Here is a 15522-nt window from a genome sequence, read left to right as displayed (position 1 = left end):
TCCACCGAGTTCTCCCGCTCCGCCCAGCGACGGATCGCCACCGGCGCCCTCGTCGCGGTGACCGCCCTACTGGCAGCGGCAGTCCAGTCCGGTGCCGCCACCGCAGCCCCGGTGAAGGCACCGTCGGCCGCGGGCAAGGTCATACCGGGCGCCGAGTCCGTCAAGCTGTCCCCCGCGCAGCGCGCCGCACTGCTGGCCGAGGCCAATTCCACCAAGGTGGAGACAGCCCGGGAACTCGGCCTGGGCGCCAAGGAGAAGCTCGTCGTCCGTGACGTCCTCAAGGACGGCGACGGCACCGTGCACACCCGGTACGAGCGCACGTACGACGGACTCCCCGTCCTCGGCGGCGACCTGATCGTCGACACCGCCAAGTCGGGTGTCACGGAAGGCGTCGTGAAGGCGGCCCGGGCCACCATCAAGGTCGCGACGACGAAGGCCTCGCTGCCCGTCGCGAAGGCGGAGAAGCAGGCGCTGACCGCCGCGAAGGCCGAGTCGAAGAGCCCGAGGCTCACCAAGGAGCCCAGGAAGGTCATCTGGGCCGGTTCGGGCACCCCGGTGCTCGCGTTCGAGACGGTCGTCGGCGGTCTCCAGCACGACGGCACCCCGAACGAGCTGCACGTCATCACCGACGCGGCCACCGGCAAGAAGCTCTTCGAGTACCAGGGCGTCGAGACCGGCACCGGCAACACGGTGTACAGCGGCGCGGTCGCCCTCACCACCACGCAGTCGGGTTCGACGTACAACCTGACCGACGGCGCGCGCGGCGGCCACAAGACGTACAACCTGAACCGCGGCACCTCCGGCACCGGCACCCTCTTCTCGGGCCCGGACGACATCTGGGGCAACGGCCTCGCGTCCAACCTGGAGTCGGCCGGCGCCGACGCCCACTACGGCGCGGCGCTCACCTGGGACTACTACAAGAACGTCCAGGGCCGCACCGGCATCAAGGGCGACGGCGTGGCCGCGTACTCGCGCGTCCACTACGGCAACGCGTACGTCAACGCCTTCTGGCAGGACAGCTGCTTCTGCATGACGTACGGCGACGGATCGGGCAACACCAACCCGCTGACCTCGATCGACGTGGCCGGCCACGAGATGACGCACGGCGTCACCGCCAACACCGCGGGCCTCAACTACAGCGGTGAGTCCGGCGGTCTCAACGAGGCCACCTCGGACATCTTCGGCACCGCTGTCGAGTTCTACGCGAACAACTCCTCCGACGTCGGTGACTACCTCATCGGCGAAGAGATCAACATCAACGGCGACGGCACGCCGCTGCGCTACATGGACAAGCCGAGCAAGGACGGCGGCTCGGCGGACAGTTGGTACTCGGGCGTCGGCAACCTGGACGTGCACTACTCGTCCGGCCCGGCGAACCACTTCTTCTACCTGCTGAGCGAGGGCAGCGGCGCCAAGACCATCAACGGCGTCAGCTACAACTCGCCCACCTCGGACGGGCTCGCGGTGACCGGCATCGGCCGGGACAAGGCGGAGAAGATCTGGTTCCGCGCGCTCAGCACGAAGTTCACGACGACCACCAACTACGCGGCGGCCCGCACCGGCACCCTCGCGGCGACCGGTGAGCTGTACGGCACGACCAGCGCCGAGTACACGGCCGTGCAGAACGCGTGGGCCGGTATCAACGTCGGTACGCGTCCGGGCGGTGGTGGCGGTGGCACCGGCACCTCCTTCGAGTCCGCGACCGTCGTATCGATTCCGGACAACGGCGCTGCCGTGACCTCGTCGCTCGCGGTCACCGGCATCACCGGGAACGCGCCGACCAACCTGGTGGTCACGCCGAACATCACGCACACCTGGCGCGGCGACCTCGTCGTCGACCTGGTGGCGCCGGACGGCTCGGTCTACAACCTGAAGCCGTTCAGCTCCTCGGACTCGGCGGACAACGTGACCGAGGCGTACACGGTCAACGCGTCCTCCGAGGTCGCCAACGGGACCTGGGTGTTGAGGGTCCAGGACAAGGCGGCGCAGGACACCGGCAAGATCAACGGCTGGAAGATCACCTTCCCGTCCGCCTGAACACACAGCGGTTAAGGGCCCGTTCGAGCCCCGTTCAGGACCCGTAATCGGCAGGGCGCCGTCCCGGTGGATCAACTCCCCGGGGCGGCGCTTCCTTTGCGGCCCTTGTACTGCGCTTTTGTTGGCACCGTGCTCGATCTTTGTTCTCGCTTTACCACGATCGCGTCGTGTTACATGCATGAAACGTTCGGCTGACAGTCGATTTTCGGCCAACATCACTTTGGGGTCCTGACATGTACGCGGCCCCAATGTCACTCTTCCAACGCACGCCGCAGCAGCACTCCAACTTCACAAGTACTTCCGGGTGATCACCCCAAGACCGCCCGGAACCCCCACAAAAGGAGTTCGCGTGACCCCCCTCTACGCGCGTCACAAGCGCACCACGCTCGCCATCGCCACCGCCGTCGCGGCCGGAGCCCTCCTCTCCTCCGGTCTGACCACCGGCGCCTCCGCGCAGAGCGAGCCGGCCGGCACCCAGGCCAAGGTCTCCGCCGTCCCGGTCACGCTGTCCCCCGCCGCGCGCACGGCCCTCATCAAGGAAGCCGCCGCCGAAGCCCCGGCGACCGCCCACGAGATAGGCCTCGGCGCCAAGGAGAAGCTCGTCGTCCGTGACGTCCTCAAGGACGCCGACGGCACCGTGCACACCCGGTACGAGCGCACCTACGCGGGTCTGCCGGTCCTCGGCGGCGACCTCGTCGTGCACGAGAACGCGGCCGGTGTGACCAAGGGCGTGACCAGAGCGCACAACGCGGCCATCAAGGTCGCCGACCTCACCCCCGAGGTCACCACGGCCGCCGTCGAGAAGCAGGCCGTCACGCTCGCCAAGAAGGCCGGCTCCACAAAGTCGGAGGCGTCCAACGCCCCCCGCAAGGTGATCTGGGCCGCCTCGGGCACCCCGACCCTCGCCTACGAGACCGTCGTCGGCGGCCTCCAGGAGGACGGCACCCCGAACGAGCTGCACGTCATCACCGACGCGGCCACCGGCAAGAAGCTGTACGAGTACCAGGGCATCGAGACCGGCACCGGCAAGAGCCTGTACTCGGGCACGGTCTCGCTGAGCACGACGCTGTCGGGCTCGACGTACCAGCTGACCGACGGCACGCGCGGCAGCCACAAGACGTACAACAAGGCGCACGCCACCACCACGTCCGCCGGCACCCTGTTCACCGACGCCGACGACACCTGGGGCACCGGCGCGGCGTCCAGCTCGACCACCGACCAGACCGCGGCTGTCGACGCCGCGTACGGCGCGCAGACGACGTGGGACTTCTACAAGAACACGTTCGGCCGCTCCGGCATCAAGAACAACGGTGTCGCCGCCTACTCCCGCGTCCACTACGGCAGCGCGTACGTCAACGCGTTCTGGGACGACAGCTGCTTCTGCATGACGTACGGCGACGGCGAGAGCAACACGCACCCGCTCACCTCGCTGGACGTGGCCGGCCACGAGATGACCCACGGCGTCACCGCCAACACGGCCGGCCTGAACTACTCGGGCGAGTCCGGCGGCCTGAACGAGGCCACCTCGGACATCTTCGGCACGGCCGTCGAGTTCTACGCGGCGAACTCCTCCGACGTCGGTGACTACCTCATCGGCGAGGAGATCGACATCAACGGCGACGGCTCGCCGCTGCGTTACATGGACCAGCCGAGCAAGGACGGCGGCTCGGCCAACTACTGGTCGTCCACCGTCAAGAACCTCGACGTCCACTACTCGTCGGGTCCCGCGAACCACTTCTTCTACCTTCTCTCCGAGGGCAGCGGTTCGAAGACGATCAACGGGGTCAGCTACAACTCCCCGACGTACAACAGTTCCACGCTCACGGGCATCGGCCGCGCCAAGGCCGTCCAGATCTGGTACAAGGCGCTGACCACGTACATGACGTCGACGACCAACTACAAGGGCGCCCGCACGGCGACCCTGTCGGCGGCCTCGGCCCTGTACGGCGCCAGCAGCACGGAGTACGCGGCCGTGAACGCGGCCTGGGCCGCGGTCAACGTCACCGCGTGACAAGTGGCGCGTGACACACGCCGCTCGGTATGAGCGGCAGGTGAGCAGGTGACCGGCGGGGCGGTACCCGGAGCGAAGGCATTTCCGGGTACCGCCCCGCCGTACGTGTGTCCGAATCCCGCACCCCGCCGCACGGCCACCCGCACCCCCCGCCCTACCCTTGGGCCCCATGTCCTTCACGTACGCGGACGTCGGCGCGACGCGCGACCGCGGCTTCCGTTGCCCGCCCGGCTTCCGCCCCATGCATGTGCGCACCCGCCTCGGCGAGGGCGAGGCAGTCTTCCGGCGGGCCGCCGAGGCCGTCCTCACCTGGGAGATGCACCGTGCGATGGGCGTGGGCATCGACGCGAGCTCCGAACGGGCCGCCCCGGACGTCGACGTGACGGTCACCCTCGCCGGCGTCATAAAGGCCCCCTGCCGCGTGGTCTGGACGGTGGAGGAATACCGCCGCGCCGGCTGGGCGTACGGCACGCTGGCCGGTCACCCCGAGTCCGGCGAGGAGTCGTTCGTCGTGGACCGCACGGGCGACGGCACGGTGTGGCTGACGATCAGCGCGTTCAGCCGCCCCGCGAAGTGGTACGCCAAGGCGGGCGGGCCCGCGACGCGTGGGTTCCAGCATGCTTATGCACGGCGGTGCGGGGTGGTCCTGCGGCGGCTGTGCGGGGGATACGAAGAGGACTGACGCGGACTCACACGGACCGGCGGGCACCGGCCGAGCGCTGGTCGAGCACTGACGGGGACTCACACGGGCCGAGACGACCGGGCGACTGCGCGAATTCCGACCCGCGGAACCGGCCCAACCCTTCGTTTCGCACAGGCGTGCTGCGCTAATCTCTCGATCTCACGTGCCACCCGAGAGACCAGGGCCCTCATGCCACCCCAGCACCCCAGCCGCACCGAAGAGTTGGCCTACGCGGCGGCCGGTATGGAACCGCCTCCCGTGGTCCCGCTGCGCAGGAACGATCCGAGGCAGGCCGGCCCGTACCTGTTGGAGTCGTTGCTCGGCAGCGGCGGCATGGGCCGGGTCTATCTGGGCCGGGACACCACCGGCGGGACGGGTCTGGCCGCCGTGAAGGTGATCCGGCCCGAGTACGCGGAGGACCCGCTCTTCCGGAGGCGTTTCGAGCGGGAGGTCGGCGCGCTGGACAGCATCCAGGGCGCGCACATCGTGCGGCTGCTGGGCAGCGGGTGCGAGGAGGACCTGGTCTGGGTCGCCACCGAGTACATACCGGGGCCCACCCTCGCCGACGTCGTCAACGCGCGCGGGCCGATCGATCCGGCGGCGGCCTGGCGGCTGCTCGCCGACGTCGGGCGCGCGATCGAGTCGATCTGGCAGGCGGGGCTCGTCCATCGCGACCTCAAGCCGTCCAACGTGATCCTGGGTGCCGACGGCGCCCGCGTCATCGACTTCGGCGTCGTCCAGGCCCCCGACGGCACCGCGATCACCGTCACGGGCCAGAACGTCGGGACGCCCGCCTACATGTCCCCGGAACAGGCGAGGGGCCGCGAGGTGACCGCCGCCTCCGACGTCTTCTCGCTGGCCTCCACCCTGACGTACGCCGTCACGGGGCACGCGCCGTTCGGTGAGGGGACGGGCGTCGACGTGCTCTTCGGGGTGGCCTTCGAGCCGCCCCGCGAGGAGATCCTCGACCAGGTGGGCGCTGCCGACGCGGAACTCGGCGCGTTCATCCGCACCTGCCTGGACAAGGATCCGGAACGGCGCCCCCTACCGGAGACAGTGTTCAGGACCGCCATCGGGCATCAGTTGTCGGCGCCGGTGCCGTCACCGGCGCCGTCACCCGCGAGCAGGCCCAGACCGAGGGTCCTTCCCGAAGCGCCACCCCGGGCCGCCGAACCCGCCACGCCCGCCACATCCACCACACCCACAGGGCGCGGAAATCGCAGGAGGGTGACGGCGGTTGCCGTCGCCGCGGCGGTCGTCCTGGCCGCCGGGGGCGTCGCCCTGGCACTCAGGGGACTGGACGACGACCCGACATCCGAGGCCACCGGAACCGGTATCGGTACGTCGGCCGCCCCGGAGCTGCTGCCCACCCCGACCACGACGAGGAACCAGGCCGCGTCCGCATCCGCCACCCCGCGCAAGGAACCCTCGCCCACCCCGTCCAAGACGGACGACGCGACGACCCCGCCGGAGTCGAGCCCGACGACCGACCAGAACCCCGCGACACTGGATCTCCGGTCCGCCTCCTGCGCCGCGGAGCTCGCGTCGGGCACCGGCGGTGACTGCGTCGAGGCCCTGCAACTCCTCCTCGGCGGCCACGGCCTGTACGTCACGGTGGACGGCCGGTTCGGGCAGGAGACCCTCGCCGCGGTGAAGGCCTTCCAAACCGAAGCAGGGGTCAGCGTGGACGGCAGGGTCGGCGCCCAGACCAAGGAAGCCCTGTACGCCACGGCCCGCGGGCCGATCCGCACCGGTTCACTGACGGTGGCCGAGAACAACGGCGCCCTGGTCACCAGATGCCTCGATGCCCGCAACAGCCCGACCGTCGGGGTGTGGACCTGCAAGGGCACGTCCACCCAGAAGTGGGCCCTGTACCGCGTTCCCGGTCCGGCCTCCACCTTCCTCGTCGTCAACCAGGGCACCCACCTCTGCCTGGACGCCGACGCGGGCACCGCCGCCCAGAACGGCCAGAAGATCCACGCCCGGCCCTGCGACGGCCTGAGCGCCCAGCACTGGCAGCTCGGCGACGCCGGCGAGTACGTCGGCCAGTCACTGATCAGCGTCCCGGACGGCTTCTGCCTGGACGCGGAGGCCGCCACCTCCGGGCAGGAGGGCCGCGCGACGCAGGGGTGGAGCTGCGCGGACAACTCCAACCAGGCGTGGAACTGGTCCTGACGCATCGCCAGGACCAGTCAGAGCCAGACGCCGCGGGTCACCGCATCAGAACCCCCGCGCCCTCCCCCAGCTCCTCCGAGGGCACCGCCACCAGCCCCATCTCCGCGCTGGACGCCAGCAGCCGGTGCGCCGGCAGAATCCGCACCGTGTACCCGTAGGGCCCTGTCCGATGCAGCGACAGCGGCCCCTCGTACAGCCAGCACCCTTCCGGGTCCGGGCCGCCGACGGCCTTCAGGGGCACCGTCGTCGCGTCGGTGATGCTGTCCTGCGAGTCGACCCGCCCGGAGACCGCCTGGACCTCGACGTCGTCCGGGGTGAGTTCACCGAGCCCCACCCGCACCCGGAGCGAGAGCGTGCTCCCCAGTTCCGCCGTCAGGGCCGGGGCGGTCGCCGCCGAGGTCTCCACGTGGTCGACCGTCACCGTGTGCCAGGCGGAGCGGACCCGGGACTTCCAGGCCGCCAACTCCCTTGCCGTGTCCGGGGTCATGGTGCGGTGGGCGCGGGCCGCGGGGGCGTACAGGCGTTCCACGTACTCGCGGACCATACGGCCGGCCAGGACCTTCGGGCCCAGATGGGTCAGGGTCTCGCGGACCATCTCGATCCAGCGGTCGGGCAGGCCCGTCTCGCCGTGCTCGTAGAAGCGCGGGGTGACGCGCTGCTCCAGCAGGTCGTACAGGGCCGCGGCCTCCACGTCGTCCCGGTGGTCGGGGTCGGTGCCCGCGACGCCGTCCGCCGTGGGGATCGCCCAGCCGAAGTCCGGCCGGAACCACTCGTCCCACCAGCCGTCCAGGACCGAGAGGTTGAGGCAGCCGTTGAGCGCCGCCTTCATCCCGCTCGTGCCGCACGCCTCCAGGGGGCGCAGAGGATTGTTGAGCCAGATGTCGCAGCCCGGGTACAGCTTCTGCGCCATCGCCATGCCGTAGTCCGGGAGGAAGACGATGCGATGGCGGACGCGCGGGTCGTCCGCGAAGCGCACCAGCTCCTGGATCAGCCGCTTGCCGCCGTCGTCCGCCGGGTGCGCCTTGCCGGCGATCACGATCTGGATCGGCCGTTCCGGGTGAAGGAGCAGATCCAGCAACCGGTCCCGGTCGCGCAGCATCAGGGTCAGACGTTTGTACGAGGGGACACGGCGCGCGAATCCGATGGTCAGGACGTCCGGGTCGAGCACCCCGTCGATCCAGCCCAACTCCGCCGTACCCGCGCCGCGTTGACGCCAGGAAGCCCGCAGCCGCTCCCGTACCTCCACCACCAACTGCTCACGCAGGGACCGTCGTAGCTCCCAGATGTCCTGGTCGGCGATGTCCGCGACCGCGTCCCACCGGTCCGAGCCGCCGACCGTCAGGGCGTCCTCGGTGCGCTCCGCGCCGATCTGCCGGGCGCCGAGCCTGTACACCTCCGGCGCGACCCAAGTGGGCGCGTGCACACCGTTGGTGACCGAGGTGATCGGGACCTCGGCCGGGTCGAAGCCGGGCCACAGCCCCGCGAACATCTCCCGGCTCACCTGCCCGTGGAGGAGCGAGACCCCGTTGGCCTGGCGGCCCAGCCGCAGGCCCATCACCGCCATGTTGAAGAGGTTCGGCTCGCCGCCCGGGTAGGTCTCCATTCCCAGGTTCAGCACGCGTTCCACGTCGATGCGCGGGAGTTCGGCGTCGGGGCCGAAGTGGCGGGCGACCAGTTCGCGGTCGAAGCGGTCGATGCCGGCCGGGACGGGCGTGTGCGTCGTGAAGACCGTCCCGGCGCGGACCGTCTCCAGCCCCGCGTCGAAGTCCAGCCCCTCGTCGCAGAGTTCGGCGATCCGCTCCAGACCGAGGAAGCCCGCGTGGCCCTCGTTGGTGTGGAACACCTCGGGGGCGGGGTGGCCGGTCAGGCGACAGTACGTCCGGACCGCGCGCACTCCTCCTATGCCGAGCAGCATCTCCTGGAGCAGCCGGTGCTCGCTGCCGCCCCCGTACAGCCGGTCCGTGACGCCCCGCTCGCCGAGGTCGTTCTCCTCCACGTCCGAGTCGAGGAGGAGGAGAGGCACCCGGCCCACCTGGGCCAGCCAGATCCGGGCCCGCAGCGACCGGCCGCCGGGCAGGGCCAGGGAGACCTGGGCCGCTGAGCCGTCGGGTTCCTTGAGGAGGGCGACGGGGAGTTCGTTGGGGTCGAGGACCGGATAGGTCTCCTGCTGCCAGCCGTCCCGGGAGAGCGACTGGCGGAAGTAGCCGTGCCGGTACATGAGCCCGACGCCGATCAGCGGTACGCCGAGGTCGCTGGCCGATTTCAGATGGTCCCCGGCGAGGATGCCGAGGCCGCCGGAGTACTGCGGCAGGGCGGCCATGATGCCGAACTCGGGAGAGAAGTAGGCGACGGCGGCCGGGAGTTCACCCCCCTGACCCTGGCCCTGGTTCTGCGTCTGGTACCAGCGGGTGCCGGTGACGTAGTCGTGCAGGTCGTCGGCGGCCTCGGTGAGGCGGCGCAGGAAACGGCTGTCCTCGGCGAGTTCGGTCAGCCGCTCGGGCGAGAGGCTGCCCAGGAGCCGTACGGGGTCGCACTCCGAGTCGGTCCAGCGCTCGGGGTCGACGGACTGGAAGAGCTCTCGGGTCTCCGCATGCCAGGACCAGCGCAGATTGCGGGCCAGGTCGCTGAGCGGCCGGAGGGGTTCCGGGAGAACGGGACGGACGGTGAACCGACGGATCGCCTTCACATTCCACCTCGGTGGTCGTGCCTTATCAAACCTGTACGTACCGGGACGCACGACCGTGTGCGTCCCGTCATCATCCCCCTGACGGTATCGGTGAGGGCGCGCGGGAACCATGGCGCGTATTACGCGCCCCCGATGAGGGCCGCCTGCCGATATGGCCGATTCCACCCCCGTAGGCCACCTTGTGACACTTCTCCCCGCACGAGAGGCTGCCCGGAAGGCCGCCGGGTGCCGGCGGCCGAGGAGGGGGAACTCCAGGCATGAAACGGACGTGCACCAGACGTCTGCGCTGGGCGGCGGGCCTGACCACGGCGACCGTGCTTTCGGTGCTTTCAATCACCGCACCCGCGCAGGCCGCTCCGGAGGGCCGCATAGCCGGCGCCGGCGCACCCGGCTCCGTCGGCGGAAGTTACCTGGTGACACTCAAGGGAGGTACGTGGGCTCCGTCGGCGGACGGCAAGAGACTCGCCGCGAAGTACGGGGCGAAAATAAGCCACACCTACAGCACCGTCCTCAACGGGTACGCCGTTCGGGCCAACGAGAAACAGGCCAGGCGCCTCGCGGCGGACTCCCGCGTGGCCTCGGTCGCCCAGGACACCCGGATCACGTACGACCGCGCTTCCGAACGCGGCCGGCAGGTTCCGCCGTCCTGGGGCCTGGACCGGATCGACCAGGCCGGCCTGCCGCTCGACGGCAGCTACACCTGGCCGAAGTCGGCGGGCTCGGGCGTCACGGTGTACGTGATCGACACCGGTATCCGGATCTCGCACAAGGACTTCGGCGGGCGGGCGAGCTACGGCTGGGACTTCGTCGGCGACGACAGATGGGCCGGCGACGGGAACGGCCACGGCACGCATGTCGCGGCGACGATCGCGGGCTCGGCCCTCGGCGTGGCGAAGAAGGCCAGGGTCGTCTCCGTACGCGTCCTAGACAACGCGGGCGGCGGCACGACGGCGCAGGTCATCGCGGGTATCGACTGGGTGACGAAGCACGCCAGGAAGCCCGCCGTCGCCAATGTGAGTCTCGGCGGCCACCACAACACCCAGCTGGACACAGCCGTACGGAACTCGATCGCGTCCGGGGTGACGTACACGGTCGCCGCCGGGAACGCCGGGGAGCCGGCGGAGGCCTACTCACCGGCCGGCGTCAAGGAGGCGATCACGGTCGGCGCGACCGGGCCGACGGACGCCCGGGCCGACTTCTCGAACTGGGGACCGGCTCTCGACCTGTTCGCCCCGGGTGTCTCGATCACCTCTGCGTCCTATGCCAGTGACACCGGCCGGGTGACCTATTCCGGTACGTCGATGGCGACGCCGCACGTGGCGGGCGCGGCGGCCCTCTACTTGGCGGAACAACCGAAATCCAGTCCGGCGCAAGTCGCCAAGGCGCTGACGGCTCTGGCGACGTCCGGGAAAGTATCCGACAAGAAGCCCGGTTCGCCGAACAAACTCCTGCATACACCGCTCTCTTAGGGGCACTATGTCGTTGTCGGCCCCGTCCACCGGACGGGGCCGATGTCGTTCGCCGACCTGGCTGATCCTGGGTGCGGACATACGCGTGAGTAGTTGGCAAAGTGCCGGATTGCCTACCCGAATAGGGTGGGAAGGCTCCCCCGGTACACGACTGGGGTACACCACGCAGGACCCCCTCCCCACATCCATCCGCCCGCCCACGTTGACGCGGACAGGAGCGGTAATGCCCGCCACGCACCACTCGTCACCACCCCCGACACCCACCTCCGGCACACCACCGATACGCCCGACGGACACCGCCGTCCCACCGGCCACCCCGGAGACACCCTCTCCGGCCCCGGAGACCCCGTCCGCCGCCCGGCCCACGGCCCCGGAGCAACCCTCCGCCACCGGCCCGACGGCCGCCGACACACGCCCCGCCAAGGGCAGGTCGACCCCGGGCACACCCTCGCTCACGGGCGCCAAGGCCACCCCGGCCACACCCCCGGTCACAGGCAAACCGGCTTCGGCCACACCGCCTGCCACGGACAAACCGGCCCCGGGCACGCCCTCGGTCAACGGCAGGACCACCCCGGTCACACCGCCCGCCACCGGCAAACCGGCATCGGACACCCACTCCGCCACCACCCCTCCGATCACGAAACCGGCCGCAGCCCCCCGGAGCAGCCCGCCCGGCCCCGCCGTCACAGGCACCGCGGTCGGCCGTATCCCCGTCCTGGACGTCCGGCCCCTCGTCACGGGCGGGCGTCGACCGGCGAAGGCAGTGGTCGGTGAGGCCTTCGAGGTCTCGGCCACCGTCTTCCGCGAGGGCCATGACGCGGTCGCCGCCAATGTCGTGCTCCGCGACCCGAAGGGCCGCCCCGGCCGCTGGACGCCGATGCGCGAACTGGCCCCGGGCACCGACCGCTGGGGCGCCACCGTCGAGGCCGACGCGCCCGGTGACTGGACGTACACCGTGGAGGCGTGGGACGACCCGATCAGCACCTGGCGGCATCACGCGGGCATCAAGATCCCGGCCGGGATCGACACGGAACTGGTGCTGGAGGAAGGCGCGCTGCTGTACGAGCGGGCCGCCACCGGCGTACCGAAGAACAAGGGCAAGCGGGACGTGCTCCTGGCCGCCGCCGAAGCCCTCCGGGACGTCGGACGCCCGGCGCCGGCCCGGCTCGCGGCGGCCCTCACCCCAGCCGTGGACAAGGTGCTGCGCCGGTATCCGTTGCGTGAGCTGGTCACGTCGAGTGAGCCGCTGGCGCTGATGGTGGAGCGGGAGCGAGCCCTGTACGGGGCCTGGTACGAGTTCTTCCCGCGCTCCGAGGGCACGCCCGAGCAGCCGCACGGCACGTTCCGGACGGCGGCGCGGCGGCTGTCGGCCATCGCCGAGATGGGCTTCGACGTCCTCTACCTGCCCCCCATCCACCCCATCGGGCACACCTTCCGCAAGGGTCCCAACAACACCCTGTCGGCGTCCGCGGAGGATGTGGGGGTGCCGTGGGCGATCGGCTCCGAGGCAGGCGGCCACGACGCCGTCCACCCGGATCTGGGGACGCTGGAGGACTTCGCCTTCTTCGTCGCCGAGGCGGCCCGGCACGGCCTGGAGGTGGCGCTGGACTTCGCGCTGCAGTGCTCGCCGGACCATCCGTGGGTGCAGAAGTATCCGCAGTGGTTCCATCACCGTCCCGACGGGACGATCGCGTACGCCGAGAACCCGCCGAAGAAGTACCAGGACATCTATCCCATCGCCTTCGACACCGACCTGCCCGGTCTGGTCGCGGAGACGGTGCGGGTGCTGCGGCACTGGATGGGTCACGGGGTGCGGATCTTCCGGGTCGACAACCCGCACACCAAGCCGGTCCTCTTCTGGGAGCAGGTGATCGCGGAGATCAACGGCACCGACCCGGACGTGATCTTCCTGGCTGAGGCGTTCACCCGGCCGGCGATGATGCACACGCTGGCCCAGGTCGGCTTCCAGCAGTCGTACACCTACTTCACCTGGCGCACCACCAAGCCCGAGCTCACCGAGTACCTCACCGAACTGTCGGGTGAGGCGGCGGCGTACATGCGGCCGAATTTCTTCGTCAACACCCCGGACATCCTGCACGAGTACCTTCAGCAGGGCGGCCGCCCGGCGTTCGAGGTGCGTGCCGTGCTGGCCGCGACGCTCTCACCCACCTGGGGCGTCTACAGCGGCTACGAACTGTGCGAGAACGCCCCCCTGCGCGAGGGCAGCGAAGAATACCTGGACTCCGAGAAATACCAACTGCATACCCGTGATTGGGAGTCGGCGGAGCGTGACGGACGTAGCATCGCGCCACTGATCGGCACGCTCAACGCGGTCCGGCGGCGCAGCCCGGCCCTGCGGCAACTGCGTGACCTCCACTTCCACGACGCGGACCAGGAGGCGGTGATCGTCTACTCGAAACGCCGGGGATCGAACACGGTTCTGGTGGTCGTGAACCTCGACCCTCACCACACCCACGAGGCGACGGTCTCGTTGGACATGCCGCAACTCGGCCTGGACTGGCACGAGTCCTTGTCGGTGCGCGACGAGCTCACCGGCGAGACCTACCAATGGGGCAGGACGAACTACGTGCGCCTGGAACCGGGTACGCGCCCCGCGCACATCCTGACCGTCCTGCGACCGTCCACCCCGCAGATCGGAGGGTCACCCACCACATGATCGTCAACGAGCCTGTCCCGGACACCTTCGAGGACACTCCCGCCAAGGACCGGGACCCCGAGTGGTTCAAACGCGCCGTCTTCTACGAGGTCCTCGTCCGCTCCTTCCAGGACAGCAACGGCGACGGAATCGGTGACCTCAAGGGCCTCACCGCCAAACTGGACTACCTCCAGTGGCTCGGCATCGACTGCCTCTGGCTGCCCCCCTTCTTCAAGTCACCCCTGCGTGACGGCGGCTACGACGTTTCCGACTACACCGCCGTCCTCCCCGAGTTCGGCGACCTCGCCGACTTCGTCGAGTTCGTCGACGCCGCCCACCAGCGCGGCATGCGCGTCATCATCGACTTCGTCATGAACCACACCAGCGACCAGCACCCGTGGTTCCAGGAGTCCAGGAACGACCCCGAAGGCCCGTACGGCGACTACTACGTGTGGGCGAAGACGGACGACCAGTACCAGGACGCCCGCATCATCTTCGTCGACACCGAGGCCTCCAACTGGACCTTCGACCCGGTCCGCAAGGAGTACTACTGGCACCGGTTCTTCTCCCACCAGCCGGACCTCAACTACGAGAACCCGGCCGTGCAGGAGGAGATCATCTCCGCGCTGCGGTTCTGGCTCGACCTGGGCATCGACGGCTTCCGTCTCGACGCGGTCCCCTACCTCTACCAGGCCGAGGGCACCAACTGCGAGAACCTCCCGGCGACCCACGACTTCCTCAAGCACGTGCGCAAGGAGATCGACGCCCACTACCCGGACACGGTGCTGCTGGCGGAGGCGAACCAGTGGCCCGAGGACGTCGTCGACTACTTCGGCGACTACGGCAGCGGCGGCGACGAATGCCACATGGCGTTCCACTTCCCCGTCATGCCCCGCATCTTCATGGCCGTGCGCCGTGAATCGCGCTACCCGGTCTCGGAGATCCTCGCCAAGACCCCGGCCATCCCCTCGAACTGCCAGTGGGGCATCTTCCTGCGCAACCACGACGAGCTGACCCTCGAAATGGTCACCGACGAGGAACGCGACTACATGTGGTCCGAATACGCCAAGGACCCGCGTATGCGCGCCAACATCGGCATCAGGCGGCGCCTGGCGCCCCTCCTGGACAACGACCGCAACCAGATCGAACTGTTCACCGCCCTGCTGCTGTCGCTGCCCGGCTCGCCGATCCTCTACTACGGCGACGAGATCGGCATGGGCGACAACATCTGGCTCGGCGACCGCGACGCCGTGCGCACGCCGATGCAGTGGACCCCGGACCGCAACGCCGGGTTCTCCTCCTGCGACCCCGGCCGCCTCGTCCTGCCCACGATCATGGACCCGGTCTACGGCTACCAGGTCACCAACGTCGAAGCGTCCATGTCGTCCCCGTCCTCGCTCCTGCACTGGACCCGGCGCATGATCGAGATCCGGAAGCAGAACCCCGCCTTCGGTCTCGGCTCCTACACCGAGCTGCCGTCCTCCAACCCCGCCGTGATCGCCTTCCTGCGCGAACACAAGGACGACCTCGTCCTGTGCGTCCACAACTTCTCCCGCTTCGCCCAGCCCACCGAGCTGGACCTACGGGCGTTCAGCGGCGCACACCCGGTGGAGCTGATCGGCGGAGTCCGCTTCCCCGCGATCGGCGAACTCCCCTACCTCCTCACCCTCGCCGGCCACGGCTTCTACTGGTTCCGGCTGCGGAAGGACGCGAAGGACGCCGGGTAGAACCTTGGCTTAACCTGCACGTACGTGGTCGTATGGGCCGAACCCCGGCGGGCCGGTTTCTCCCGTCCCGCCCGGGGCA

The 15522-nt window shown here is 69.7% G+C and carries 8 protein-coding genes; 7 read left to right on the top strand and 1 reads right to left on the bottom strand.

The window, feature by feature from the left end; translation table 11 throughout:
• Positions 1–33 precede the first annotated feature (33 nt).
• The 4 genes from G3I71_RS16555 to G3I71_RS16540 all read left to right on the top strand — a co-directional run bounded on the left by G3I71_RS16555 (position 34) and on the right by G3I71_RS16540 (position 6905).
• A complete protein-coding gene (locus G3I71_RS16555; RefSeq protein WP_343242982.1) occupies positions 34–2037 on the top strand; it encodes a M4 family metallopeptidase in 2004 nt (667 codons plus the stop codon).
• 349 nt (positions 2038–2386) lie between these two features.
• Positions 2387–4048, top strand: coding sequence for a M4 family metallopeptidase (locus G3I71_RS16550; protein WP_164315466.1), 1662 nt, complete (start codon positions 2387–2389; stop codon positions 4046–4048).
• Positions 4049–4217: 169 nt separating this feature from the next.
• Positions 4218–4730, top strand: coding sequence for a DUF1990 family protein (locus G3I71_RS16545; protein WP_164315464.1), 513 nt, complete (start codon positions 4218–4220; stop codon positions 4728–4730).
• Positions 4731–4919: 189 nt separating this feature from the next.
• A complete protein-coding gene (locus G3I71_RS16540) occupies positions 4920–6905 on the top strand; it encodes a protein kinase (RefSeq protein WP_239149175.1) in 1986 nt (661 codons plus the stop codon).
• Between the two features lie 37 nt (positions 6906–6942).
• Here G3I71_RS16540 and glgP read toward each other — a convergent pair whose 3' ends face one another.
• The gene (gene glgP / locus G3I71_RS16535) at positions 6943–9591 is read right to left on the bottom strand and encodes an alpha-glucan family phosphorylase (protein WP_164315462.1); all 2649 of its coding nucleotides are present in this window, start codon (positions 9589–9591) and stop codon (positions 6943–6945) included.
• A gap of 257 nt (positions 9592–9848) precedes the next feature.
• Here glgP and G3I71_RS16530 point away from each other — a divergent pair, with 257 nt between their 5' ends.
• From G3I71_RS16530 to treS, 3 genes are all read left to right on the top strand, one after another.
• Positions 9849–11060 carry a S8 family peptidase gene (locus G3I71_RS16530; protein ID WP_164315460.1) on the top strand — a complete coding sequence of 404 codons (1212 nt, stop codon included), beginning with the start codon at positions 9849–9851 and terminating at the stop codon, positions 11058–11060.
• Positions 11061–11283: 223 nt separating this feature from the next.
• Complete coding sequence (locus tag G3I71_RS16525; RefSeq protein ID WP_239149174.1) at positions 11284–13737, top strand: alpha-1,4-glucan--maltose-1-phosphate maltosyltransferase; 2454 nt, start codon at positions 11284–11286, stop codon at positions 13735–13737.
• On the top strand, positions 13734–15443 hold the full coding sequence (treS, locus tag G3I71_RS16520; RefSeq protein ID WP_164315458.1) for a maltose alpha-D-glucosyltransferase: 1710 nt from the start codon (positions 13734–13736) through the stop codon (positions 15441–15443). Before G3I71_RS16525 ends, treS begins: the two co-directional genes overlap by 4 nt.
• Positions 15444–15522: the final 79 nt, after the last annotated feature.

The organism is Streptomyces sp. SID12501 (assembly GCF_010550245.1).
Classification (GTDB): Bacteria; Actinomycetota; Actinomycetes; order Streptomycetales; family Streptomycetaceae; genus Streptomyces.
The sequence above is the reverse complement of the archived record's forward strand: the minus strand, read 5'-3'. Positions and strand labels throughout refer to the sequence as shown.